The following is a 23,760-nucleotide window of genomic DNA, read 5'->3' on the forward strand; positions in this document are numbered from 1 at the left end:
TTTATTATTTAGAATAATTTCGTTCCCCAAAGATCCCAGTGCCCACTCTTACAAAGGTTGCGCCCTCTTCTATAGCAACTTCATAATCACCAGTCATACCCATAGAAAGTGTATCCATATGAACACCGGAAATGTTCATCGCATTTATCTTGTCCTTAAGCTCGCGAAGGCCCTTGAAGTATACTCTGTTACTCTCCGGATTTTCTGTGTAAGGAGCAATCGTCATGAGTCCCCGAATATTTATATGTTTGTTGACACTTATCTCTTTGACGAAATCTGCCGCCTCATCAGGAGATATTCCAAATTTAGTATCCTCATGAGCCATATTTACTTCAACCAAGACATCCATTACTATGTCATGTTTAGCGGCCTGTTTCTCAATTTCATCTGCAAGTTTAACATTGTCTACAGAGTGGATCATACAGGCTACACCCGGAAGATACTTGACCTTATTAGCCTGTAAGTGCCCTATCATATGCCATGATAAAGGCTCAGTTATTTCAGCAGTTTTATCCCTTATTTCCTGAACCTTATTCTCACCAAATACCTTAATTCCACAAGCCATTGCTTCTCTTATGTCACTGACAGGCTTGGTCTTACTGACTGCTATAAGTGTAACTTCGCTTCTATCTCTCCCAGCCCTTTTGCAGGCACTCTGAATGTTAGCCTCAACCATTTCCAGATTTTCTTTTATCATAAACACTTTTCTCCTCATGTTTTCTTGCTAAAACGACAACGCCATTATATCATATTTATAGATGACATGTTGACATTTAGCAGGGGGAACGATGAATATCAACGATATCGCAGGCGGATCCGAAATTAAAATACATGCTTCAATCAATCAGCACAATGTTGTCCTGATGACAGAGGCTATTTTTGGAGTAAAATCCGGTCTCCTTGTCAAGCCAATGGAATACTTTGGCAAATATATGCAATTTTTGGAGCCATCGCAGATTCAGATCAAGAATAAACGAGATGGCCGAATCTATAAGTTTATGTCCACTTCTATCACCCCGGTCAAAACAAGATATGGTAACTTCCACCTGATTCGCTGTGATTCAGAGCTTGAGCCTGAGAATGAACGCAAATCAGAGCGTTTTTATCTGGAAAAGCTTGGCGTATTTAGAATAAATGGCAATTCAGCAACCATCAAGAACTGCATAGTCCATGACATTTCCATGAGAGGAATGTCGCTTATTATCGACAACGCTTCCAAAGTTAAGGTTGGCGATCATATTGATGTTACTTTCAGATATGGTGAGCTTCTCCATCAATATGAAGTAGCAGCTACCATAGTAAGACTTTTCTCTGTATCCAACAGACCTGCTATCGGATGCAGTATTTCCAATATGAATGTTGATCTGATCGGTCTTCTCAGCACCAAGAAAAGCGAGAAATATGGTAATATCGAGGATTCAGGAGTCATTGCCACCCCTATCAGAGAGGATATTGTTCCTACCAACCTCAATCCGGATATTTCCAAACAGCAGCAGATTGTTGAAGTCGAGGAAGACCTTGCCAAGCAGATCATTCCTGAGAAGAATTCCAAAGAGCGCATCAAGAGTTCTAACCCTCTTGATCCTGCCAACCTCGAGCACATCAGCCGCGAGCCCAAGACTCTGCGTGAACAGCGCAAGGAAGCCCGCATGGCAGAACAGGCCAAGGCCATAGAAAATCTGCTCGATTTGAAGGATGTATAAAGGGGATATGTTATTGTGCCTGATTAGTTGTTGTCTTTATCAGATCATTACTGGTTCTTCTGCCATTGTTCTTGCCAGTTGCATTCTTTATTAGATAATTACTGGTTCTTCTGCCATTGTTCTTGCCAGTTATATTCTTTATTAGATAATTACTGGTTCTTCTGCCATTGCATCTACATTTTAATTATTTGTAATACCAACATTCTTTTTTTCTCAATTATGGTATTACGCTTTAAAAGTAAATCATACCAACAATAACAATATCTCCATTTTGTTTTTATAATAAATCAAAAATCTCAATAAAAATGGTCAATTTATAATACCATAGTCCCTATTTTCCAGTTCCATGGTATTATAAAAACACTAGCAACTGATTAATTTCATAATAACAAACTAATATTTCTGGTTATACTGGTATTATTTGGGGCGAAAATGATAGCTGTAAAAAGAACATAAATCAATAAAATGCAAATATATAAACTATCTTTCACCTTTCTCAATATAATCAAGGATTCCCATCATGGATGAATAGGCAAGATCATACTCATTATTACCAAGGGTTTTATACTTTTGGGCAGTCTTTTCGAGAAGCTCAACAGCTGCAGTCCAATCCTCGTCTGTCATCTCGTTTTTGCTTTTATTCAGTGTCTTGGCAAATGACCACAGATCATTGCATACATTGTAAAAGAGTTTTTGCTGTTCCAATTGACCTTCCTCATAATTATTCTTCTATTCTTGCCTTAATCAAAAATGTTTCTTCATTTTTGATTAAATCAGACAATGTCTCTTTAGCCTAAATCAGACAATTTCTCCTTCGCCTAAATCATATAGATTCTATTATGTTATGACGACCTGAGCAAAATAATCATGGTTATATCATATTATTCCAGGTCTTTTCTGGATATTTCTATAGATGGATAGTGTGAGAGCGTGGTCAGATCTGTATCTAATGGAGTAGCATACTCCATGAAGAAAACTCCAGGATTCTGAGCCTGGAGCTCTTTTAACCTGTCTTTTGTTATATTTTCGTCGGATGAAACATAAACTACTGAGACTACACCAACATTTTCTTCTGCATCAGCACTACTAGGCTCAATGTCACCTTTTAAAATCATATATACTTCTTTCATACTTTGTCTCCAATACGATTCTCGTTTTTTTGAGGGAATTCAATACTCTTTAGAATACCGTATTTCTGAAGAAATTTGGTATCCTATACAAAGGGAAATTATAACTTAGATTGCTGAGTTATGCTAGTATACTGACACAAGCATAAAAGCATATTTGGGGTTGTAATTTGAATTTTTTATGTTACACTTTTAAATACTTGTGTTTTTTCGTTGGATAATCTTCCGAAAATTCCACATACATAGCAGAATATTGTATGATTTCTTTGTCAAGGCGGGGGCCTCTTTTAGAAAGATAAGGAAATCTAATGAAATTAAATGATATTAACTTTTTATGTCAATCTACAGAAAAAGAGATTAGTAATTTAAGAAAAGAACTATCAAAATGCCCACAGGGAACGTTGGTAATCTGTAATATTAATGGGAAGAACCGGTACTATCATCAGAAGAAAAATGCGGATGGTAGTTATTCCAGACACTATCTGGGAAAAGATAATATTGGACTAGCCAGACATCTGGCGAGAAAAACGTATATCAAGAATAAACTACTTGATTTGGAAAATGAATTGAAAAGTATTAGACGTTACTTGAGTGTACGAAAGAAGACAGATTACAAACAACTTTTGACTAAGGATTCAATTTACAGAGAACTTTTTGCATATGATAGTTGGGAATATGAGCCATATGACAAGAGTACATCTCATCCTGAAGCACTTATAATACAAGCACCAAAGGGAGATATTGTAAGATCCAAATCTGAGGCACTAATTGCCAATGCTCTGTATGATAGGGGCATTCCATATCGATATGAATGTGGACTTGATTTGGGAGACTATATTATCCATCCCGATTTTACAGTAAAGAAAGTCGGCAGTGGAGAGATTATAATTTGGGAACACTTTGGAAAGGTTGATGATCCCGAGTATTTTCAGAAAAATGTTGTATGGAAATTGAAAAAATATATAGAAAATGGGTATATACCAGGGAAAAATCTGATTATTACCTGGGAAACAAAGAATACGCCTCTGAGTATCGAAGAAGTTAGCAAAATGATCGAGCATTATATCGAGGAATAATATTTATGGCACAGAGGAAATATGTTGCATAAATGCAATCGAGCTCGGCGCGAGAATGTCGCTCTGAACTACAAAAGTGCCTGAATATTGCAGTAAAGATTCTGCGATTTAATACCAACAATAATAAAAGAGGGGCTTTGTTATTACGGTTTAAATAGAATTCTTGATAAAAAGTAATACCAAGAGCCATATTTATCAAGTTTAAGGTATTATTTTTAAGGATTTTAGATTGCCAATGAGCATAATTTAGTAATACTAGACAGCCTCTTTTTGATGACTTGTTATTATTTTTAAATCATCCATAATAACAAAAATATCATTATCTTTGCCATGTTATTATTTTCTAATTCGATTTAATTGAACTACTATTCAACACGCTTGCCGGTCTTGTGCAATCGAGTAGTAGTAGCCTGATTCCTACTTGATTCTGCACACAGACATTCCGCACTTTGTGCTCCATGTCCTTACGTCCGGCAAATGAATTAGTATGCAAGCATCCATTCGCTTGCCGGTCTTGTGCAACAAAAAAGAAACTTCGCAGCTTTCCACCACGAAGTTTCTAATATTATAGGACACCAAATTTCCTCGGAAATTCGATAATCGTATTGTGTCAGCTTATGACCATACAAATACCACATCAAATATTCATAGCAATATCCCAGGCGCCCCATACTGCACTTCTGACATTTCCAACCTTCTTGCAATCACCGAGAAGGTGTACATTCTTGGCTGGCTGAATTAGAGGTGTTGCATGATATCCGACTGACATGATAACACTATCTGCAGGAAGAGTCTTATTTCTTCCATCACCTGTAATGATTTCTACGCTGTTATCCTTAATCTCTTTAACAGAAGCCTTGAGATAAACAGGAACCTTGTTTGTCTTAAAGCAGTCACGAAGGTAACTTGTATTGGCAAGGCACATATTCTTGACAGCAATAAGATCATCCTTCATCTCAACTATCTGAGGATTTTTGCCCTTTCTGAAAAGATCAAGAGCAATTTCACATCCCGTAAGGCCACCGCCGATAATAACAACATCTTTGCCAACTTCTTTTTTGCCAAGCAGATAATCTGTGGCATCCATCGCATAGTCAGCTGCCCCGGGTATAGGAATGCGATTTGCCTCTGCTCCTGTAGCAATGATGTACTCATCTGCCTGGGGAAGAGAATCTGCTCTAACCTCTGTATTCATGTGAATCTCGACACCAAGTTTTTTGAGCTGTCTCTTCTGCCACTCAATAAGGGCTTTATCCTTCTCCTTGAATTCCGGAGCTGCAGCTGCAATAAATACTCCGCCAAGTTCGCTACTCTTCTCATAGATCACAGGGTCATGTCCGCGAAGAGCAAGAATTCTTGCTGCTTCCATTCCGCCTATACCACCGCCAATGATAGCAATCTTCTTGGGTTCCTTGGCAGGTATTACACGATATTTCTTACTCTGCATGCTACGAGGATTAACTGCGCACTTGCACATTCCTGCTGATTCGGAGAGGTCCTGATCATTAGCGCTGTTACCATGCTTGGTCAGATTAAAGCAAGCCGTATGGCAACAGATGCATGGACGGATATCATCCTCTCTGCCTCTCTCAAGCTTGGCAACCCACTTAGGATCTGCAAGGAACTGTCGTCCAACTGCCATAGCATCGATATCACCGGCTTCAATAGCCTTGGCTCCGGCCTTTGGTTCCATCTTACCTGCGCAAACAACAGGGATATCTACGAATTTCTTGATATGTGTAACATCCTCAAGATTGCAGTTCTGAGGCATATACTGTGGTGGATGTGCCCAGTACCAGGCATCATAAGTGCCATTGTCACAGTTGAGCATATCATAACCGGCATCCTGAAGATACTTGGCAGCCTTTTCTGACTCTTCCATGTCTCTTCCAATTTCATCAAATTTCTCACCCGGCATTGCACCATACTGGAATGCCTTTGTCATCGAGCGAACCGAATAACGCAGCGAAACAGGGAAATCATCTCCGCACTTTTTCTTGATTTCCTTAACTATTTCTACCGCAAAACGGTATCTGTTTTCAAAAGAGCCGCCATATTCATCAGTTCTGTGATTAGTATAACCAAGAGTAAACTGGTCAAGAAGATACCCTTCATGAACAGCGTGAACCTCTATACCATCTACTCCTGCCTCCTTGCACAGTCTGGCAGTCTCACCAAATGCATACACAATCTGATGAATCTCGTCAACTGTAAGGGGTCTTGTCATGATATCATCAGCCCATCTGTTAGGAAGAACTGAAGGTGCAGCCGTAAGATATTCAGGGTCAATATAAGGCTTGGCAACTGTCCCTAAGGCCTTGTTCCTGATGAGCATAGCAAGTGGATCGGTCAGGGCAAAAGACCTGCCAAATCCTGCGGTTAACTGTACAAACATCTTGGCGCCTGTCTCATGAACCTGATCCATAAATCCTGCCAACTGCTTAAACTTTCCCGGGTTCTGATATAACCATTTGCCGCCCAGCATATCTTTTACCGGAGCAATTCCCGGAATAACAAGGCCGCAGTCATGCTTGGCAATCTTGAGAAGAAGTCTTGCAGCCTCTTTATCAAAATGACTTCCTCCCGGCTCCATCCAGCCGAAAATACATGTTCCACCCATAGGCGCCAGGACTATTCTGTTCTTGATCTCAAGATTCCTGATCTTCCAGGGCGTAAACAGTGCTTCATATTCCTGCTTCAATTCTATTCCCCCTTTTTGTCTATGTTTCTCTGCAATCTTAATTCTTTTTCATTTTGCCCAAATGTAGTTCCCTCATTCCATCAACCTCATCGCATACACTCTTCATGCTGCAATGCCCGCAGTCCGTAGGCATTCCGTCCAAAATATGAGTGAGCGTCTTAGTGATAGTGTCCACCTTGTCTGCGTTAGGCATGAGCTTTTCTACGAGTTCTCTGTCGGTAATGAAAACCACACGGACATTTTTAACCCCTGAGACTTCCTTATATTTTCTGATATAAAGAGCTCCAACCTTGGCAAAAGAGATACCGTTAACATATGCTCCCTGACTGATGCGGATCTGTTCCTGATTGCTACGCGCCGATACTCTTACCATGTAGCCTTTTGGAAAAACATGATACCTTACAAATTCGAGATTTCGTATAGCAGCAAAGGCTTTCTCCTGATCCTTGTCTTCTTCAAGATCCTCAGTCTCAAGTATCACAATTCTGGCAAAAGAGATATTTCCATGTATTTCATTAATGTCAGGTCCATACACTAATGTTTCATTTTCAGTCACAATGCCCGAAGTAGTAACCAGTGTATAGTTAACAGAAGGTTCTCCACCGGCTCCAAGTTCAAGCGCAACATCTCTTTGCATGATGAATTCGCTGCTTCCGTTGTCTTTCCACGAACTACCTTTATAGGGATATCTTTTTACAGACCCTCTAGCTTCAAATCCGGACAGCACATCCAAAGTATCCGATATTATTCCGTCATATAATTTCATGTTATCCAGTTGTCCTCGAATCTATAGTAGTTATCAGCCTCATCTGATCGATAAGACCACGATCAAAATGATCAGAATCTGATATCCGTCTTCTTACGGTCAAATATCTTGTTGACTATCGTGTATAGCCATGCCATCAGCTTCTGATCCAGATTCCAGAAATAGATAACAAATAAAACGCCTGTGATTACAGTAAATATCTTTATTATTTTAAAAATGATTTTCAGCGCTTTATCCATAGACTATCCTCTCCTTTATCTTGCAAGGCCTTTTTGTCTCGCATACTCAGCAGCACCAAGAGCACCCATAAGCTGTGGGTCTGTTGAAAGTTCAACAACCTTGAGTTTAAGAACTTGTTCAATAGCTGCCTTAAGGCCGTCATTCTTGGCACATCCGCCTGTAAGTGTGATCGAATCTGTCGCTCCAGCCTTCTTGGACATAACAAAACATCTCTTTGCAACTGCCATCTCGATTCCGGCTGCGATTTCGTCCATAGGCTTTCCCTCTCCTACAAGAGTGATAACCTCTGACTCAGCAAATACAGTACACTGTGCTGTGATTGGAATAACGTTCTTGGCCTTAAGTGAAAGCTTGGAGAAATCTTCAAGACTCATCTCAAAAGATCTGGCCATAGCCTCGAAGAATCTGCCTGTACCGGCAGCACACTTATCGTTCATCGCAAAGTTCTTGACTGTTCCATCAGTATCAATCGCAATACCTTTTACGTCCTGACCACCGATATCTATGATAGCCTTAACGCTTGGATTTGTTACATGCACGCCCATTGCGTGGCATGAAATCTCAGATATATTCTCATCAGCAAAAGGAACTTTGTTTCGTCCATAACCAGTACCTATCAGATAAGTAAGATCCTTGGAACTACTGAGTTCCGGAACCTGGCTCACAACTTCTTTCATAGCCATCTCTGCTGATTCCTGTGCAATGATCTTGCTCTTTAAAGTGGTATTTGCAACCATCTTGCCATTTTCATCGATAATAACTGCTTTTGTGTAGGTTGAACCCACGTCACATCCGCCAAAATATTTCATTTTCTATGTCCCCCTCTTTACATAATTGTTAGTGGTAAAATACGCATATCTTTTTTCCTCATGTCTACTCGTGGGATTCTCACTAGGCTCGACATTACCTCGCCAAGTGTTCACCCATGGCTCGCACTAGCTTCGTAAATACCTCAGCAAGTGCTCTGCTCACCATGTGGTGTCATCCTCGAAATCTTCAAGTGAAGGATCGATTGGTTCGGCCTTCATCACAGTGCGCATAAATTCATTGACCGTGGCTCGCATATCCTTTCTTGAAACAGTTCTTGGATCCATAAGATCGTGGCTGACCCAAAGGAGTTTAATGCCGCGCTCTCTTGCCTGATCCTCAAATAATCCCTGAACAGTAGCCATATTCTTACAGGAAACGTGCTGATACATGAGAACAAAATCTACATTCCACTGTTCACACTGTCTCCAAAGCTCTGTTACAACATGATCGTAGCCGCCGTTTGTGTGACGTCTCATTACCATTCGCTCATAAAGTCTTGCAAGATCTTTAAAAGCTTCATCCTTGTTCTCTGTTTCAAGAGGCTTAGTGAAGTTAAGCGACTCCATTTCTACCAGAATATCTACGCCCCAACAGTTAGCCATCCAGTTGGAGAAGTTTGCATAATAATGTGCCGGAATAGACCATACGATAGCTCTGTATTTCATCTTGCCACGCCAAGGCTCATCCTTCATCTCATAGGCCTTCTTCATGATCTTGTCTACGTTGTAGAAAGTCTTAATGATACGCGGATCAAGACCACCATCCATTTCATAGTTCCACTTGCGGAACAGCTCGTAGCATGGTCCGATGAGCTGTGGGTTAGGTGTCTGGTTGATCTCCCACTTCTGAAGCTCATACTTTGTTTCTATATTGAACCTCTTCATTGCGGCAAAATATGCATCCCAGTTCCACTTAGCACCAGTATTATCCTCGATAAACTTAATGCATCCCTTTATATCTTTTACCGCTGCATCCATTATGGATTCGTCCTCATATCTAACCGGGAAAGCCAGATGATAAGTAGGAAGATCCTTGAATCTGCGGTTTGTATAGGACGATGCCATTACTGAGCCGTCGCAAGGCATAGAACTTGAAATAAAGCATGCTCCCATGTGAGGAAGCGCATCTATGACTGCTGCACCACACTCAGATGACGGAACGGGACAAGTGTCAGACGGAAGTCCATAGGACTCGACCGCATCAATATATGGCATGCACGCCAGCTGATCAATTTCAGACAAAAGAAATACCGGCATCAGCTGATACGGAATTCCAATTAGATCAGGAAATCCTGCCATAATCTGCGACATTGTCATTTCATCAAAAAGAACTATCTTCTTGGAAAGTTCAGTACAGTTTCCAACCTTCTCATCAGATTTCATCAAAAGTACAAGGTTTTCTGCAACGTATCTAAAAATCGCATAGATGAGCTCATGATGCATCTTAAGAGCTCTTCCTCTTAATCCAAGAGTATTTTTATCCATAAAGGAATGACAGCAAAAATACGAATCCATCCATCTGTAGTGAACGGCTCCCATCATTGCCGGAACAAGGTCCTTGGAAAATGTTGCAAGAAGCATACCCCACATTCTTGCCCATTCGTAGAAATCGGCGCCTGTATCCTTGACGCCACGCCACTCACGCCTGACTGTAGCCATTTTGCCACTTGCATAGAGCTTGCCAAGCTGCTTTTCACCATTGAGCACCAGGTCCTTGACTTCTCAGGTGACATATTTTTAAGAAGGTCTACTTCATGCTCAAGTCGCTTTTTTATGCCTTTTGCATCCTTGTGAGCTGCCTTAGCCACTCCGCTCCAGTCGGTTTCTTTGACCATATCGCCGACAATTCCGGCGATTTCCTTCATATTCTCGGCCTGAGCCTTCCAGTCTATATGGTTTTTAAGTCTGAAATTCTTGGGATCAATGTATTTCATCACATTACCTCCCTTTCTTTTCTGATCTTCTTGATTTCCAGAGCTTCTACAAAGGCCTGGAATCTTGTTCGCAGCTGACCGGAATTATGTACGTTGTAGGATCTGTCGATTGAAAGTGTCGGCCATCCGTACTCCTCAGTCATGATATGGCTCGCAAGAGGTCTCTCAAATGCCCAGAAATCACAGTACTTCATCTGTTCATAAATAATACCGTCAGCACCATACTCTTTTGCCAGCTTATCTACTGTATCTTTTCTCTGCTTAACCTTTTCTTCGGCCATATATCTAGGGCACTCAGAAGTCAGCATATAATGTCTGGCTATCTGTCTGACAACATCTTCATGATCATTTAACTTGATCTCTTCTCTTCCGGGGAAAGAACCATAGCAGTATCTGTCAGCTACAACCATAGCACCGGCTTCCTCGAGAAGTCTTGTGAAATTAAGATCATCTATCTCTGAGCCGACAACAACTACCCTCGCCCTGAAATTATTCTTTTCATCAGGCTTTCTGTTTTTCAGCTCCTCAAGCGTTTCTTTGAGAAGAGGCAGGATCTTGGCTGTCGGGCAACAATAGCTTGCAAGACAGATTACATGGAACTCATATCCGGTTATCCGAGGATTGGCTTCCTTGCGGAAATTGCCGATTTCTGTGATAACGCGGCACATTTCATTGTGTAGTTCTACAGCCTTGCGAATTGCTTCATCAGAAACATCTGTTCCAAGCTTCTCGTGCATCACATCAAGAAGCCTCAGCCTCATCTGTGTTGCAACCTGATCAAAATTGTACTCTTCAACCTTGTAAGGCACATCGGTGTGTGTCACAAAGAAATGCGGCTTCTCGTTACACTTCAGAATCTCAATATGCTCATAACATCTGTTCATTGCAGAACACGCATCAACACCTGCTATTCCGTCAAGGAACCTGTAGCCGCCCTCAATACTGTTCTCCAAAAGAGATCTGGCAAACTCGCAGGTATAATTTGACATGTAATAGGTAGAAATATCAATCGACCCCACTCTTGGAGCACGCATTCTTACAGAAAAACAATTGTCAATATTCAAGAGTACTTCCGGCATGTGATAGCAGGTATAGCCTATAGCATACTTGCCTTCATCCTGAGCCTCCCTGACCAGGGGATTAGATGCATCCTCCAGCCATTTTTCAAAAGTGATTAAATGCTTTAGGTCTTGCAATTGTATCCTCCTTTTCCCTCATCCGCCTTTGGCAGATTTCCGAACGTTTTTTCCTTGTTATCGTTTGGAAAGTTATACAAAGGCGAAATTGTGATTAATATTCATCAATAACACCCATATTTTTAAGAGCCGTCCGGGCGCCTTCAAGGATCAGTGAATCAGCCGGAAGCTCAAAAACGCTCTTTCCTTCTATATCATTTTCCGTCATAACATCGTCAGGCCTTATCACTGCAACGACAGGAACGCTCCCTATCTCTTTTTCTGTAATTTTCTCAGGAAGTGGTGCTCTGTTAACTATGAGCCCTATCTTGTCATACATCACAAGCTCATCCGCTACATTCCTGATAGTTTCTATAATCTGAAGTCCCTTACGACTCTGATCGGACACACATACAAGGTGCGTAACCTTTTCAAGAACACGCCTGTTTATCTGCTCTATACCTGCCTCTCCATCAATTACAACGTAGTCAAAGTCATCTACCAGTATTTCGATAACCTTGCGCAGATATGTATTTATAGCACAATAGCAACCTGCAGCCTCCGGCCTTCCTATGGCCAGAAATGCAAAGCCCTCTTTTTCTACCATTGTTTCATATAACTGGAATTTTGCTTCTGCAAGAATATCCTGCGTATCACGGAGTTTCCCTGTTACATCCTCGGCAACCTTCTTTCTGATCTCATCGAGAGTAAGCTTGGGTTTGACTCCAAGAGCAACCGATAATCCAACTGCCGGATCCGCATCAATTGCAAGAATTTTAGAATCTGGATAAATATCCGTCAAAACGCGCACAATGCAGGCTGAAAGCGATGTCTTGCCAACACCCCCCTTGCCCGTTAGCGCAATAATCTTAGTATTAACCCCCATATAAAAAACAATCCCCCTACCAAAAATGCCTATATACATTTTAGAACAATTATTGTTTTTTTCACATATACAAATAGTAAAAAAAATCAAAAAAATATAGTGCAGTTTTCCAAACGTTTTTTCATTCAAGTTTCCATAACTTTATGCTATCATGAAACATAGGATTACGAATTAACATTTAGTGCGAATCCGAGGGGTTTTTATCATACTTACAAGGGGGAATAATTTCATATGAAAGATCTCGTGCACATCTTTGAGCTCGAGGACCTGTTACAGGAAGCGAATAATGAACTTATTCGCAAGGCCAAGGCCGATGGCAAAAAAATTCTTGGCTACACCTGCTACTTTATGCCGGAAGTTCTGCTTGACCTTCCCGGCTGCGTTTCTGTGCGCCTTCGCGCTCCTCGCAGTTCTTCACCCGACATGGCAACCTATTATATGTCCAACCGCACCTGCATGTATGGCAGATGCCTGTTAGAACGCGCTCTTGAAGGCGGGTTCAATTTTTTGGATGCCCAGATGGCTACAGAAACCTGTACTGTTACCTGTAGATTTCAGGAGCATTTACAGCTCATGGATATCATACAGAATCCTGATTTCTTCTGTGAATTCACGGATGTTCCATTCAAGAAAAACGATAATTCAATAGAACATTTTGAGACTCAGCTCCGCATTCACGTACTTGACAAACTTAGTGAAAAGTTTGGAATCGACACAAGTGATGAAGCTCTTTTGACAGCAATCAAAGAGCATAATGAGGTATGCAGACTGATCCGCGAAATTGGAAGTTACAGAAAGCTTGATGAACCTACTATCACAGGAACCGAGTTTTCTACAATAATGCTCTCCACTCTTGTCTGCCCTAAATATCTCATCATAGATAAACTCCGCGACATCGCTGAGCAGCTTAAGACCAGAAAACCTGATGAGAAAAAGACCTACAGATGTAAGGTAGTTCTGTCAGGTTCCGAGGAAGATGATCCAGATTTTATCAAGCTTATCGAAGAATGTGGCGCTCTGGTTGTTGCAGACAGACACTGCTACGGCTCAATTCCGGGAAGAGAAGACATCATCATTCATAACGGTGAGACTCCTCTGCACGCTATTGCAAGGCACTACCTTGAAACCAGCCAGTGTCCACGTTTCATGGATCAGCACATCATGAGAGAACGCAAGCAGTTCCTGGCTGATGTGGTAAAAGAATATAAAGCTGACGGCCTCATTATTTCCCAGATGAAGTTCTGCGAATACTGGAGTTACGAACGCACGATTGATACTCTCATCTTCCCTAAAGATTTTGGTATTCCTGTATGTTCTATAGAAAAAGAATACGTCAACAATGCTGTCGGTCAGCTCAGGACAAGATTCCAGGCCTTTGTCGAGAGTATTGAACTTAAGAGCATCCAAAAAGCAAATAAGAATGCTAAGGAGGAAATCACAGCATGAAGCTAAAAGATATAAAAGCAAAATACAGAGAGCTTTTTGTTGTTGAAAAAGCTCCTGAAGATAAAAACAAGCCAAAAGATTTTAAAAAGGCTGCCAGAGATTTCTGGTATGGCAAGCCCCATGAAGAAAGGCGTCTTGGCGATCTGTATGTTGGAGATACAGGTCTTTACAAGCACCGCGAATGGCGCGGCTTTATGGATACCATGTACTACTTCAATATGATATGGCTCTACAACTACGCTCATATGGTAGGCGACATTATCAAGTACGGCGAAGGTCCGCAGGGACTTGTAGAATTTGCCAAAGGTACCATTCGCTATCGTTGGATGGGACAGACTTATCTCACAGTCATGCACTGGTTTGACAGAGGAATGGAAGGCCTTCGCGGCGAAGCCATGAAAGCTTCTGCCTGGCACTATCGCGGAATGGTAAGCGAAACTATCCGCCAGTTCCAGGAAATGTTTGTATCAGACAAAAAGCTTCATGGAGGCAAGGAAGGCAAAAACTGGAGCACTAATATAGCTCATAATGAGACAGTTGGCGGAAGCTTTTTCTATCCTTTCAGAGGACAGCTAGAAGATATTCCCCTTGAAATGATTCCTTACTTTGTTTCCGTTCATGTCAACAACCACACTGTTCTTAATTATATTGACGCTGCCCAGTCCATCGGTCTTCCATCCGATCCATGTCCAATGTGTCAGGCTGAGTATGGTCTTTTCGTACATGATGATTATCCGGATTTCGCTCCTACAATGATAACCAGTAACGAAGCCTGTGACGGATCAGTTGCAACCAGCGTACTTCAGGACTGGTTCTTAAATCGCCCGCTATATGCCCTTCCTCAGCCCATGAGATATGACGATCCTCTGGTTCAGAAGCACTGCCAGAAAGAAATTGAAGGCGCCTGGAAGTTCATCGAAGAGCACTACGGTGTCAAATTCGACTGGGAAACCTACAAAAAAACCGCTGAGTCTTTCAACAAACTCACAGAGTTCGAATGGGAAAAATGGGACGTTGCAGCCAACACTCCTTACTATCCTATCAGTGGCGTTGCCCAGGCTCTCTATCGAATCTATTACTCTCAGGATGGCGACAGACCAATATGGCATGAGATGGACGAGCACGTAAAGCGCATCATGAATAAGACGGTCAAAAACAAAATCGAGACCTTCCCCAAGACAAGGCACCGCGCGATTGCATGGAGCTGCGCTCCTCTATACTACTCACACTGGTGCACCTGGGCATACAACTGCTGGGGAATAAACTGCGTGATCAACATGGATTCACTTATGTTCGATCAGTATCTTAGAACTGATACTTATGAGCACGCTCTTGAGGATCTCGCCTGGATGAACGAAAAAGCTCCTATGAGAGCCATGGCGGTTGGAGGACATGAACATATCCTTTCACTCTTTAGCTACATGGAACGTTTCAACTGTGACATGGTGATCATGTATGATCAGCTTCAGTGTAAAGGAATGCAGGGTATCCACGGAGTCTTCGAGGACGAATTCAGAAAACGTAACATTCATGCAATCTGGATTCCACACGCTCTTCCTGATAAGAGAACCGTATCAAGAAAAGAGATCAGACAGATCATCAATGACTATATGACAACAGTCATGCACGAAGAGCCGCTCGATCCAACACTTGTGGACTTCGATGATGATAAGAGCTGGTAAAAGATATTGATACTACCTGACAGATTCTGCCATATAGCAGATAGAAGAAATGACTAAATAATTTATAGAGGTATTAGTAAATGAAATCATTTTTAAGATTCTTAGGAAAACTAATAGGTATAGGCGCTGTAATCTACGGTATCCTCTTTGCAGTATTTTACTGGGACCTTGATGGTAAATTTATGTATTACATCTGGGAGCCAATGATGGTAAAGAGATTTGACAACATGAAGCGTGCGGACAATACAAGCATTCCTTATCTCCAGAAGGATAAGGTTGCTCCCGATGAATACACACAGATTTTGTAATAGGAGGCTTATAAAATGTCAGAGCATGAACACCATCATCACGAACACGGAAGCATAGATTCTCCCGAAAAATTAAAAGCACTGCTCCATCACATGTATCATCATAATGAAGAACACACAGAAGAACTCCACGCTATTGTTCATGCACTTGAAGACCAGGGTAGCCCTGATCTTGCCGCCAAGGTTTCACAGGCAATAGATGAATACACAAAAGGTAATAAACTTCTGGATGAAACGCTGAAAGAGCTGCCATAAGGCAGCTCTTTTCTAAGTAATTTCAAATAAAGATCATCAACATAACAGCAGCAAATCCTACAGTAAATGCCAGTGCGCCTCTGTCATTATCCTGTTTGAGTGCTATCTGAGGAATTTCCTCAATTGTCGTGTAAACCAGCGCTCCTCCGGAAACTGACATGATATATGGTAATAGTCCCGGGAATAAAACAATAAGCACAACTGTGATTATACCAAGCAGAGGTATTGGTGCCCCGGACACCACGCCCATAAGAAAAGCCTTACCCGTTTTGGCCCCGGCACCTCTTAACCAAAGTGAAACACTTAACGCTTCAGGAATATTCTGAAGAGCAATTGCAATCGCCAAAACAAGTGCGACTGTCGTTGATATCCATTCTGTCTTCATAAAATGTGCAGCATAGATTGCTCCAAGCGCTATTCCTTCAGGTATATGATGTATTACTTCTTTCAGAACAGCCTTTACCATGGGGCTTAATTTACTCTCCGGACCTTCTGTTATATCCGAATATACATGCGTATGAGGTACAAACTTATCAAGGAGAACCTGTAGTATTACACCCACGCAAAAGAAAATTGTCACAGATATTATTCCCTTATGTGCATCAACACTTATTCCGTCAACAGCCGGTTCTATCATTCCCCAAACAGCCACAGAAAGCATTATACCTGTACTGAAGCCAACCAATACTGCTCTCATTTTATCTGAAAGCTGAACCTTCTGAGCATATATGATAAGCGCACCAAGAAGTGTTCCTATAAGTGGGATCAGCATACCAAAAATTGTATCAGTATCCGCCAATGTATTCGAGCTGTCCAAATGAGTTATCAGTGCACGGAAGCCTATGAACATAAGGATGGTTCCACCCATGATCTCTGATCCTGCCTTGTAGCGGTCTCCAAAGACACTGCCTATCCTGACTCCTGCCATCGATATGATACAAGTGATGATTCCAATAATAATCACTGCAATTACAACATTTGTAAGACTTCCGGAATCGATGATCCGGACAGGAACGGCAACAAAAGTAATACCGACCGCCAGTGCATCTATGCTGGTTGCTATAGCCATCATGAACATTGTTTTTACGTCAAATCCCGGCGATACTTCTTCCTCAGGGCCAAGAGCCTCCTTGATCATGTTCCCACCGATAAGAGATAACAAAATAAAAGCCACCCAAGGCGCAACCATGCTAATAAGTTTAACAAAATTAGAACCGACAAGATATCCTATAAGCGGCATGAATGCCTGGAAAGTTCCAAACCATACACCGCATAAAAGATATTCCTTCTTGGTAACTTTACCAGCAGCCAATCCTTTACATATTGACACCGCAAACGCATCCATAGCCAAACCAACTGCCAAAAGCAACACTTCAAATAAGCCCATAATCAATCTCCTAAAAAAACCAAGTATAGAAGAACTATACTTGGTCATAATATCGAATATATAGCCCCATGCATAGTTCACCCATCAACAACTATACATGAGTCTCGCAATTTAAAACAAGCCAGGCCAAAGCCAGTATGTTGACTTGCTACGTTAAAAACGCTCGCTACTCCCTCATGAGTAATATGAAAAATATTATCATTTAAACCACTCACTGTCAACGCTTACCCATTGCAAACAAGTGCTTTTGGTAGTGCTGACCATGTCTGCAAGAAGTCATACATTTATGAGTTCATACTCCTTGACTCCAAATCCAATTGCAGCAGCGGCGTCAATTGTATGCTCACCATTCTGTCTCTGGACTCTTTCAAGGAAATGATCACGCCCAGGATCTTCTGATTTGTAAATCAGATCCATGCAGGCTCTGTCTATAGCTATAGGATCAGTAGAAGCCAGAATTCCAACATCAGCCATACAAGGATCCTCTGCTATTGCACAACAGTCACAGTCAACAGACAGATTCTTCATTACATTAATGAAGACCATGTTGCCTTTAAAGTAATCAACTACTGCAGAAGCTGCCTCTGCCATTGATTCAAGAAATGCATCCTGAGGTGGAAGATCTCCCCAGACAATTCCCTGCTCCTCTGCCTTGACATATTTTCCTGCAGAATGAATATTGACCTTGCCCGCTGTAGATGCACATCCTATTGATAACTGCTTGAGTGCTCCGCCATAGCCTCCCATTGGATGGCCTTTAAAGTGAGACAACACAAGCATCGAGTCATAATTTGCAAGATTCTTACCAACAATATCGCTCTTTAGATGATTCGGATGAGCTATAGGAAGCTCCATATCAGGCCCTTCAGCATCCATAAGATCAACTACAAAAAAGTCATTCCAACCATGTTTCCTTATCAGTTTGGTATGCTTATCAGTATAGTTTCTCTCACCATCATAAGCAGTGTTGCATTCTACTACTGTTCCGTTTACATATTCAACCATAGGTTTGAAAAACTCAGGTCTTAGGAAATTCTGATTGCCATCTTCGCCTGAGTGAACCTTGACAGCAACTTTTCCTTCAAGCTTTTTCCCTAATGTTTCATACATCTTAACGACCTGCTCAGGCGTTATTGTTCTGGAAAAATAAACCTTAGAAACTGATCCCATAAGTGCCTCCTTTATAATATCTATGCCCTAAACGACAACAGCAAATTTCATCACCACATAATCAATTATACATTTATATGCTGTTTACATCCATAACTATACAAAAAAACTTAATCATAGATAAACTTATTTTAGTGAATAAAAATTTCATTTTCCGACGCTCAATATCGAAATATTGTGCTTTTTTTGGTGTGATTTTATACTTTTTTAATTTTTTTCTGATTTTCCGAAGAATATAATGACACTTGTGTTTTGAAAAAACAGCTCCAAAAAAACAACAAACATGATTCAGGAGGAATTTTGTGTTATGCAGAAAAACATGCTTATGAAAATTAGCAAATCAATCGCCGTAGCTGTAACAGTAGCTATGACAGCTTCAATGCCGGTTACAGCACTTGCTGCTCCAGCAAACTTTAATGCCGCTTACTATGCAGCTCAGAACCCAGATGTTGTAAAGGCTGTAGGCAACAGCTACGAAGCCCTTGCTAGACATTATGATCTTTTCGGAATGCGCGAAGGAAGAAACGCATACTCAGGAGATGTTAAGGCAGCATTTATCAGACTTGCTAATTCTCAGTACAAGTTAGGCAGAGGTATTGCATCAGTATTTGATGCTAAGTGGTATGCAGCTCATAATCCAGATGCTGTAAAAGTATTCGGAAACGATCCTGCTAAGCTTTTTGAGCACTTCATTATATATGGACTTTCAGAAGGAAGAACTCCATCTGAGACATTTAATGCAGATACTTTCTTTTCAGAGAACAAAGAAATGGCCGTTCTCGTTGCTGCAGCTTTTGCAGATAAGCCAGAGGTAGTAAATTCTCCAATTCTTCAGGTTGCAAGAGAAGTATCTACTACTTATATTCCAGCTCCAGTATCTGCCCCAGAAAATAACAATGTATCTGAAACAGTAACAAATACTGATAATAATACTAATAACAATAATGATTCTAAGGACAACAGTGAGGAGAAGACTCCTGAAGTTAAGACTCCAGTAAGATCATCCTCTCCTGTTATCACACTTGCCATGATCCAGGAAATGGCATCTCAGGCTTCAAGAAAAGTTGGCGAATTGCAGTCTCAGGTAAATACTATGAATAATGATGCACTTGCTGCTGAGACATTATTAGCTGAAGTAAATTCTAAGCTCGAAAGAGTACAGGAGAATGGAATTACTGTTGCAGAAAGAGATCAGCTTATGCAGGATCTATACAGCGTTATAAACTCTGCTTTAGAAGCAACAAATCAGGCAGGCTATATTCAGTCTTCTGCAATGAAAGTATCTGAAAATACAAGAGCTAGCTTTGCATATTTAGAAACATACAAAACCATGCTAGATGAGTCTGAGAATACAATTTCCGCTCAGAAAGCTTATGTTCAAAACGGCACTTATACTCAGGCAAACCTGGCAACAGCAAATGCTAACCTTGCCCAGGCTGGAAATGCTCTTATTAACGCCCAGAAGGCTTACGATTCAGCAAAGGCTACTCTTGATGCAGCACTTGCAGCTGTTCAATCATTGAGTGCTGAAAAAGAAGCTCAGGCTACATTAGCTGCAACAGCAAATGCTGAATTTTTGGCTGCACAGCAGGCTCTAACGACTGCTTCAGCTCAAATAGCAAGTACTGGAGAAGTTAATAGACTTTTATCAGAAAAAGAAGTATTCAAATCTGAATACAATAAGCTCACAGAAGAAGATAAAGCATCAAATATTGGTGAGGTTCTTCAGAATGAAATCAATAAGAGAACTGCAGAAGCTGATAGAATTGCTAATGAACTCACTACTGATCTTCGAGATGATTTAGTTGTAAAAGCTAATGCCAACAATGCTGCTCAGGCCAAGCTGACAGCACTCACTAGCAACCTTGCTGCCGCTGAGGAAGAGCATGCTGCTGCCGTTACAGCTGAAGCTGATGCTAGTACAGCTCTTTCAGAAGCAAAAGAAAACTATATTGAAACAGCAGATGAAGAACTTCAGAAGATAGATAACGAGCAGGCAATTGCTGACAGCTGCGGTAATGAACTTGCTGCTGCCCAGAATGCTATTATAGGAATCGGTAATGCTACTGATGGTGTTATAAGAGGAACTGAAGAACATCCAAGCTCTTTAGATGTTGTTAAAGATGCTCAGGAAGCAATTGATATTGTGAAAGAAGCAGAAACAATCACTCCTGCAGAGGATACTGATGATCAGAACAATGATACAGACGATACTCAGAATGACACTACTCCTGCAGATGAGAATCAGAACAACACAAACCCTACAGATAATACTCAGAGCAGCGGAACTCAGAACCAGCCTGAGCAGAACGATTAATACAGCCCTATAGGCTATCCAATTATTGTGCATAAAAACAACGCGTGGTCTTCCATATGAAGGCTACGCGTTGTTTCATTGTACCGAAATCATATTTGCTATTTTTTATAGTTTGTATTTTGATTATTTACAATCAATCTTAAGTACTGCACCTGTCAGGTCTGCAAAGGTAAGATTTCCCCTGATAACTTTTTTCTCCCCCATCAGATCAACCAAAGTTATGGAATCCCCATCTATAGAAAGAGACTGGACATACTCCATAAGTATCTCATCCGGATTATCTGCTCTTACAGCTGTCGACAAACACATAAGCTCCCCTCCTGCTAATTCAATTAATATTATTATACTATTTTTCCGGAATCATTGCTCAATCGGAGTAAAATCTATAATACTGGTGATTAGCATTTACAGTTCAGTATCTCACAACTCCGAAGGAATCAAAAACACATTTTCTAAATTCTTGTAGACCTGCAAACACTCCATCTGCGATCATTTGAGCTCCGATATTGCCAATAGCTGTCGCTTCACCGGGGCCTGCATTAACTGTTCTGCCTGTTTCAGCCGCTGTCAGTTTATTAAGATAAACTGCATTTGAGCCTCCTCCAACAATGTTAATGCTGTCAAAATTCTTACCCGTTATCTCTTCAATTTCTTCTGTCGCCTGTTTGTAGCAAACAGCAAGGCTTCTGTAGATAACTCTTGAAAGCTCCCAAGGCGTTATAGGAACTGTTTGACCAGACTCCTCGCAGGCCTTCTGAACTTCTCTTATCATGGACTCAGGGTTAAGAAATCTTGAGTCATTTGCAGGAACTACAGAGTCAATTGTCTCTTTTTCTGCCCTATCACAGAGGTTTGCAAAAGAATAATCATCTTTCGGATTTTTGCCGGGATAATCGTAGCCTTCTTCAAATTCTTTTTTAACAGACTGGATCATCCAAAGTCCCATGATATTCTTAAGGAATCTGTATCTGTGCTGATAGCCGCCTTCGTTTGTAAAGTTGGCTGTCTGAGCCTTCTTGGTGCAGTTTGCTTTTTCAAGCTCGCACCCCATAAGTGACCAGGTTCCTGATGAAATATAAAGAGTATTTTCATCTGTGCACGGAACGCTCATAACAGCAGAACCTGTATCGTGGGTTGCAGGAAGAACTACAGTGCAGCTAAAGCCCACCTTACTCTCTATTTCCTTTTTAATTGGTCCAACAACTGTTCCGGGCATGGACAGCTCTCCAAAGAGTTCATCAGGATACCCCAGTCTTGCAATAAGCTCATGGTCCCAATCAGCAGTCTCTGCATTTACAAGCTGCGTAGTTGATGCATTGGTATACTCCTGCTTGCGAACTCCGGTCAAAAGGAAGTGAAAATAGTCAGGAATCATGAGGAATGTTCTGGCTCTTTCCAGCTTCTCAGGCTTTCTTACCTTAGTAGACATGAGCTGATAAATAGTGTTAAAAATAGCCTTCTGAATTCCGGTCCTTGCATAGAGCTCATCTTCAGGAATTATCTTGTAAACTTCCTCGTCCATCCCTTTTGTACGACCATCTCTGTAAGCAATACAGTCTCCCACAGGATTATCATCTTTATCAAGAAGAACATAATCTACTCCCCATGTATCAATTCCCATGGTCGCAGGAATCTTGCCTTCTTCCTTACATTTCTTCATGCCCTCAAGAATTTCTGAAAAGAGCCTCTCAGTATCCCATACCTGATGATGGCCTTTTTCATCCATTCCATTGTAAAAACGATATATTTCCTCAAGGACAATTCTGCCATCCTCCATGTGAGCAAGGATGTGGCGCCCTGAAGAGGCGCCTATATCAACTGCCAGGTAATATTTCATCTGTTTGATCTCCCCAATACTTTTTATGCTGATAATTAGTAGTTACTGTTCACTCGCTAACAGTTCGTTTCAGTAATAATTAGTACTCACCGATGATTCCTGACTTCTTGTCATAGAGGAAGTCCTCGCTGATGTTTACATTAAAAGGAGCGTTAAGAGCACGGAAATTCTCAGGCTCAATTGTCTGTCTCTTTCTGTCAGTCATGGACATAACCTTTACAAGGATTTCAGCAGCCTTCTCAACTGTATGCATAAGACCAAATGTAATATCAAAATCAGTTCCGCATGCAAACATTCCATGATGAGCCCAGATAGCTACGTCCTGCTTCTTCATGATCTCTGATGTAGCAACTGCGATCTCTCTTCCACCAGGAACCATCCAGGGAACCATTCCGATTCCCTCAGGGAATACGATTGGACACTCTGTAGCCATCTCCCAGATTTCTCTTGTAAAGATCTTGCCATCAAGAGGAAGCACAAAAGTAAGTGCGATTGTATTTGTAGGATGGCAGTGATATACAACTCTGATCTGAGGATCGCGAGCCTTGCAAACTTCAAGGTTCATAAGGTGTGAAGGAAGCTCAGATGTTGGTCTTCCGCCTTCAACAAGTCCCCATACGATCTTGTAATTCTCACCTGCATCATCAACCTTGATAATGCATACATTAGCAGCAGGATCGATCTCAACATTTCTAAAGTACTTGCCGGAACCTGTCACCATGAAGTACTCACCTGCAAGTCCTCTGACTGTTGTACCAATCTCCTTCCACTCTCCGGACTCATCCAGATCATCTGCTACAGCTGCAATCTCCTCATCCTTAATTCTATAGCTCAGGTTACCGCCATTTCTCTCATGCCATCCCTGATAAAATCCATCAACGCACAGACGGCAAAAACCCTGTGCAAACTTAGAATCTAAAACTTTCATTTCCTCAATCTCC

The 23,760-nt window shown here is 41.3% G+C and carries 22 protein-coding genes; 7 read left to right on the forward strand and 15 right to left on the reverse strand.

What is annotated here, in order from left to right; translation table 11 throughout:
• Nucleotides 1–4 precede the first annotated feature (4 nt).
• Nucleotides 5–697 carry a YggS family pyridoxal phosphate-dependent enzyme gene (locus BPR_RS08915; protein ID WP_013281148.1) on the reverse strand — a complete coding sequence of 231 codons (693 nt, stop codon included), beginning with the start codon at nucleotides 695–697 and terminating at the stop codon, nucleotides 5–7.
• 91 nt (nucleotides 698–788) lie between these two features.
• Between BPR_RS08915 and BPR_RS08920 the strand changes: the two genes are divergently transcribed.
• A complete protein-coding gene (locus BPR_RS08920; RefSeq protein WP_013281149.1) occupies nucleotides 789–1,703 on the forward strand; it encodes a PilZ domain-containing protein in 915 nt (304 codons plus the stop codon).
• A gap of 480 nt (nucleotides 1,704–2,183) precedes the next feature.
• Here the strand turns inward: BPR_RS08920 and BPR_RS08925 are convergent, their stop codons facing one another.
• Together BPR_RS08925 and BPR_RS08930 are read right to left on the reverse strand one after the other, a co-directional pair.
• On the reverse strand, nucleotides 2,184–2,408 hold the full coding sequence (locus tag BPR_RS08925; RefSeq protein ID WP_013281150.1) for a hypothetical protein: 225 nt from the start codon (nucleotides 2,406–2,408) through the stop codon (nucleotides 2,184–2,186).
• Nucleotides 2,409–2,584: 176 nt separating this feature from the next.
• Nucleotides 2,585–2,833: a hypothetical protein gene (locus BPR_RS08930; RefSeq protein ID WP_013281151.1), complete on the reverse strand. Its 249-nt coding sequence runs from the start codon at nucleotides 2,831–2,833 to the stop codon at nucleotides 2,585–2,587.
• A 305-nt stretch (nucleotides 2,834–3,138) separates the two neighbouring features.
• Between BPR_RS08930 and BPR_RS08935 the strand changes: the two genes are divergently transcribed.
• Complete coding sequence (locus BPR_RS08935; RefSeq protein WP_013281152.1) at nucleotides 3,139–3,906, forward strand: hypothetical protein; 768 nt, start codon at nucleotides 3,139–3,141, stop codon at nucleotides 3,904–3,906.
• A 637-nt stretch (nucleotides 3,907–4,543) separates the two neighbouring features.
• Here BPR_RS08935 and BPR_RS08940 read toward each other — a convergent pair.
• From BPR_RS08940 to BPR_RS08965, 7 genes are all read right to left on the reverse strand, one after another.
• Nucleotides 4,544–6,607: an oxidoreductase gene (locus BPR_RS08940; RefSeq protein ID WP_013281153.1), complete on the reverse strand. Its 2,064-nt coding sequence runs from the start codon at nucleotides 6,605–6,607 to the stop codon at nucleotides 4,544–4,546.
• 37 nt (nucleotides 6,608–6,644) lie between these two features.
• Nucleotides 6,645–7,373 carry a hypothetical protein gene (locus BPR_RS08945; RefSeq protein WP_013281154.1) on the reverse strand — a complete coding sequence of 243 codons (729 nt, stop codon included), beginning with the start codon at nucleotides 7,371–7,373 and terminating at the stop codon, nucleotides 6,645–6,647.
• A gap of 71 nt (nucleotides 7,374–7,444) precedes the next feature.
• Nucleotides 7,445–7,612, reverse strand: a complete 168-nt coding sequence (locus BPR_RS20735; RefSeq protein WP_013281155.1) for a hypothetical protein — start codon at nucleotides 7,610–7,612, stop codon at nucleotides 7,445–7,447.
• 15 nt (nucleotides 7,613–7,627) lie between these two features.
• Complete coding sequence (locus BPR_RS08950; protein ID WP_013281156.1) at nucleotides 7,628–8,422, reverse strand: acyl-CoA dehydratase activase; 795 nt, start codon at nucleotides 8,420–8,422, stop codon at nucleotides 7,628–7,630.
• A 159-nt stretch (nucleotides 8,423–8,581) separates the two neighbouring features.
• Nucleotides 8,582–10,081, reverse strand: coding sequence for a 2-hydroxyacyl-CoA dehydratase family protein (locus tag BPR_RS08955; protein WP_085954377.1), 1,500 nt, complete (start codon nucleotides 10,079–10,081; stop codon nucleotides 8,582–8,584).
• 274 nt (nucleotides 10,082–10,355) lie between these two features.
• Nucleotides 10,356–11,552: a 2-hydroxyacyl-CoA dehydratase family protein gene (locus BPR_RS08960; RefSeq protein ID WP_013281158.1), complete on the reverse strand. Its 1,197-nt coding sequence runs from the start codon at nucleotides 11,550–11,552 to the stop codon at nucleotides 10,356–10,358.
• A 94-nt stretch (nucleotides 11,553–11,646) separates the two neighbouring features.
• The gene (locus tag BPR_RS08965; protein WP_042256832.1) at nucleotides 11,647–12,417 is read right to left on the reverse strand and encodes an ATP-binding protein; all 771 of its coding nucleotides are present in this window, start codon (nucleotides 12,415–12,417) and stop codon (nucleotides 11,647–11,649) included.
• A gap of 231 nt (nucleotides 12,418–12,648) precedes the next feature.
• Here BPR_RS08965 and BPR_RS08970 point away from each other — a divergent pair, with 231 nt between their 5' ends.
• The 4 genes from BPR_RS08970 to BPR_RS08985 all read left to right on the forward strand — a co-directional run bounded on the left by BPR_RS08970 (nucleotide 12,649) and on the right by BPR_RS08985 (nucleotide 16,108).
• Nucleotides 12,649–13,863 carry a 2-hydroxyacyl-CoA dehydratase family protein gene (locus BPR_RS08970; RefSeq protein ID WP_013281160.1) on the forward strand — a complete coding sequence of 405 codons (1,215 nt, stop codon included), beginning with the start codon at nucleotides 12,649–12,651 and terminating at the stop codon, nucleotides 13,861–13,863.
• Nucleotides 13,860–15,545, forward strand: coding sequence for a 2-hydroxyacyl-CoA dehydratase family protein (locus tag BPR_RS08975; RefSeq protein WP_013281161.1), 1,686 nt, complete (start codon nucleotides 13,860–13,862; stop codon nucleotides 15,543–15,545). Before BPR_RS08970 ends, BPR_RS08975 begins: the two co-directional genes overlap by 4 nt.
• An 80-nt stretch (nucleotides 15,546–15,625) precedes the next feature.
• Nucleotides 15,626–15,853, forward strand: coding sequence for a hypothetical protein (locus BPR_RS08980; protein ID WP_013281162.1), 228 nt, complete (start codon nucleotides 15,626–15,628; stop codon nucleotides 15,851–15,853).
• A 15-nt stretch (nucleotides 15,854–15,868) separates the two neighbouring features.
• Nucleotides 15,869–16,108 (forward strand): hypothetical protein, encoded by a 240-nt coding sequence (locus BPR_RS08985; protein WP_013281163.1) that lies wholly within the window; start codon nucleotides 15,869–15,871, stop codon nucleotides 16,106–16,108.
• 22 nt (nucleotides 16,109–16,130) lie between these two features.
• Here BPR_RS08985 and BPR_RS21540 read toward each other — a convergent pair whose 3' ends face one another.
• Nucleotides 16,131–17,495: a manganese efflux pump gene (locus tag BPR_RS21540; RefSeq protein ID WP_013281164.1), complete on the reverse strand. Its 1,365-nt coding sequence runs from the start codon at nucleotides 17,493–17,495 to the stop codon at nucleotides 16,131–16,133.
• A 276-nt stretch (nucleotides 17,496–17,771) separates the two neighbouring features.
• The gene (locus BPR_RS08995; RefSeq protein WP_013281165.1) at nucleotides 17,772–18,665 is read right to left on the reverse strand and encodes a DUF362 domain-containing protein; all 894 of its coding nucleotides are present in this window, start codon (nucleotides 18,663–18,665) and stop codon (nucleotides 17,772–17,774) included.
• Between the two features lie 307 nt (nucleotides 18,666–18,972).
• On the opposite strand from BPR_RS08995, the gene BPR_RS09000 reads away from it, so the two are divergent.
• Nucleotides 18,973–20,982 (forward strand): hypothetical protein, encoded by a 2,010-nt coding sequence (locus BPR_RS09000; RefSeq protein WP_042256836.1) that lies wholly within the window; start codon nucleotides 18,973–18,975, stop codon nucleotides 20,980–20,982.
• 123 nt (nucleotides 20,983–21,105) lie between these two features.
• On the opposite strand, the gene BPR_RS09005 is transcribed toward BPR_RS09000, so the two are convergent.
• The 3 genes from BPR_RS09005 to rhaD all read right to left on the reverse strand — a co-directional run bounded on the left by BPR_RS09005 (nucleotide 21,106) and on the right by rhaD (nucleotide 23,747).
• On the reverse strand, nucleotides 21,106–21,291 hold the full coding sequence (locus BPR_RS09005) for a CooT family nickel-binding protein (protein WP_013281167.1): 186 nt from the start codon (nucleotides 21,289–21,291) through the stop codon (nucleotides 21,106–21,108).
• Nucleotides 21,292–21,394: 103 nt separating this feature from the next.
• Nucleotides 21,395–22,819 (reverse strand): rhamnulokinase, encoded by a 1,425-nt coding sequence (gene rhaB, locus BPR_RS09010; RefSeq protein WP_013281168.1) that lies wholly within the window; start codon nucleotides 22,817–22,819, stop codon nucleotides 21,395–21,397.
• Nucleotides 22,820–22,898: 79 nt separating this feature from the next.
• Nucleotides 22,899–23,747: a rhamnulose-1-phosphate aldolase gene (gene rhaD / locus BPR_RS09015; RefSeq protein ID WP_013281169.1), complete on the reverse strand. Its 849-nt coding sequence runs from the start codon at nucleotides 23,745–23,747 to the stop codon at nucleotides 22,899–22,901.
• Nucleotides 23,748–23,760: the final 13 nt, after the last annotated feature.

The sequence above is a fragment of the Butyrivibrio proteoclasticus B316 genome (assembly GCF_000145035.1).
GTDB lineage: Bacteria > Bacillota > Clostridia > Lachnospirales > Lachnospiraceae > Butyrivibrio > Butyrivibrio proteoclasticus.

Bases quoted from the DNA above. Each gene is read 5' to 3' on its own strand.
- BPR_RS08955 (WP_085954377.1), bottom strand. From the start codon at position 10,081: ATGGCTACAGTCAGGCGTGAGTGGCGTGGCGTCAAGGATACAGGCGCC.
- BPR_RS08965 (WP_042256832.1), bottom strand. From the start codon at position 12,417: ATGGGGGTTAATACTAAGATTATTGCGCTAACGGGCAAGGGGGGTGTT.
- BPR_RS20735 (WP_013281155.1), bottom strand. From the start codon at position 7,612: ATGGATAAAGCGCTGAAAATCATTTTTAAAATAATAAAGATATTTACT.
- BPR_RS08945 (WP_013281154.1), bottom strand. From the start codon at position 7,373: ATGAAATTATATGACGGAATAATATCGGATACTTTGGATGTGCTGTCC.
- BPR_RS08920 (WP_013281149.1), top strand. From the start codon at position 789: ATGAATATCAACGATATCGCAGGCGGATCCGAAATTAAAATACATGCT.
- BPR_RS08935 (WP_013281152.1), top strand. From the start codon at position 3,139: ATGAAATTAAATGATATTAACTTTTTATGTCAATCTACAGAAAAAGAG.
- BPR_RS08995 (WP_013281165.1), bottom strand. From the start codon at position 18,665: ATGGGATCAGTTTCTAAGGTTTATTTTTCCAGAACAATAACGCCTGAG.
- BPR_RS08915 (WP_013281148.1), bottom strand. From the start codon at position 697: ATGATAAAAGAAAATCTGGAAATGGTTGAGGCTAACATTCAGAGTGCC.
- BPR_RS08970 (WP_013281160.1), top strand. From the start codon at position 12,649: ATGAAAGATCTCGTGCACATCTTTGAGCTCGAGGACCTGTTACAGGAA.
- BPR_RS08985 (WP_013281163.1), top strand. From the start codon at position 15,869: ATGTCAGAGCATGAACACCATCATCACGAACACGGAAGCATAGATTCT.
- rhaB (WP_013281168.1), bottom strand. From the start codon at position 22,819: ATGAAATATTACCTGGCAGTTGATATAGGCGCCTCTTCAGGGCGCCAC.
- BPR_RS21540 (WP_013281164.1), bottom strand. From the start codon at position 17,495: ATGGGCTTATTTGAAGTGTTGCTTTTGGCAGTTGGTTTGGCTATGGAT.
- BPR_RS08930 (WP_013281151.1), bottom strand. From the start codon at position 2,833: ATGAAAGAAGTATATATGATTTTAAAAGGTGACATTGAGCCTAGTAGT.
- BPR_RS09005 (WP_013281167.1), bottom strand. From the start codon at position 21,291: ATGTGTTTGTCGACAGCTGTAAGAGCAGATAATCCGGATGAGATACTT.
- BPR_RS09000 (WP_042256836.1), top strand. From the start codon at position 18,973: ATGCAGAAAAACATGCTTATGAAAATTAGCAAATCAATCGCCGTAGCT.
- rhaD (WP_013281169.1), bottom strand. From the start codon at position 23,747: ATGAAAGTTTTAGATTCTAAGTTTGCACAGGGTTTTTGCCGTCTGTGC.
- BPR_RS08980 (WP_013281162.1), top strand. From the start codon at position 15,626: ATGAAATCATTTTTAAGATTCTTAGGAAAACTAATAGGTATAGGCGCT.
- BPR_RS08975 (WP_013281161.1), top strand. From the start codon at position 13,860: ATGAAGCTAAAAGATATAAAAGCAAAATACAGAGAGCTTTTTGTTGTT.
- BPR_RS08950 (WP_013281156.1), bottom strand. From the start codon at position 8,422: ATGAAATATTTTGGCGGATGTGACGTGGGTTCAACCTACACAAAAGCA.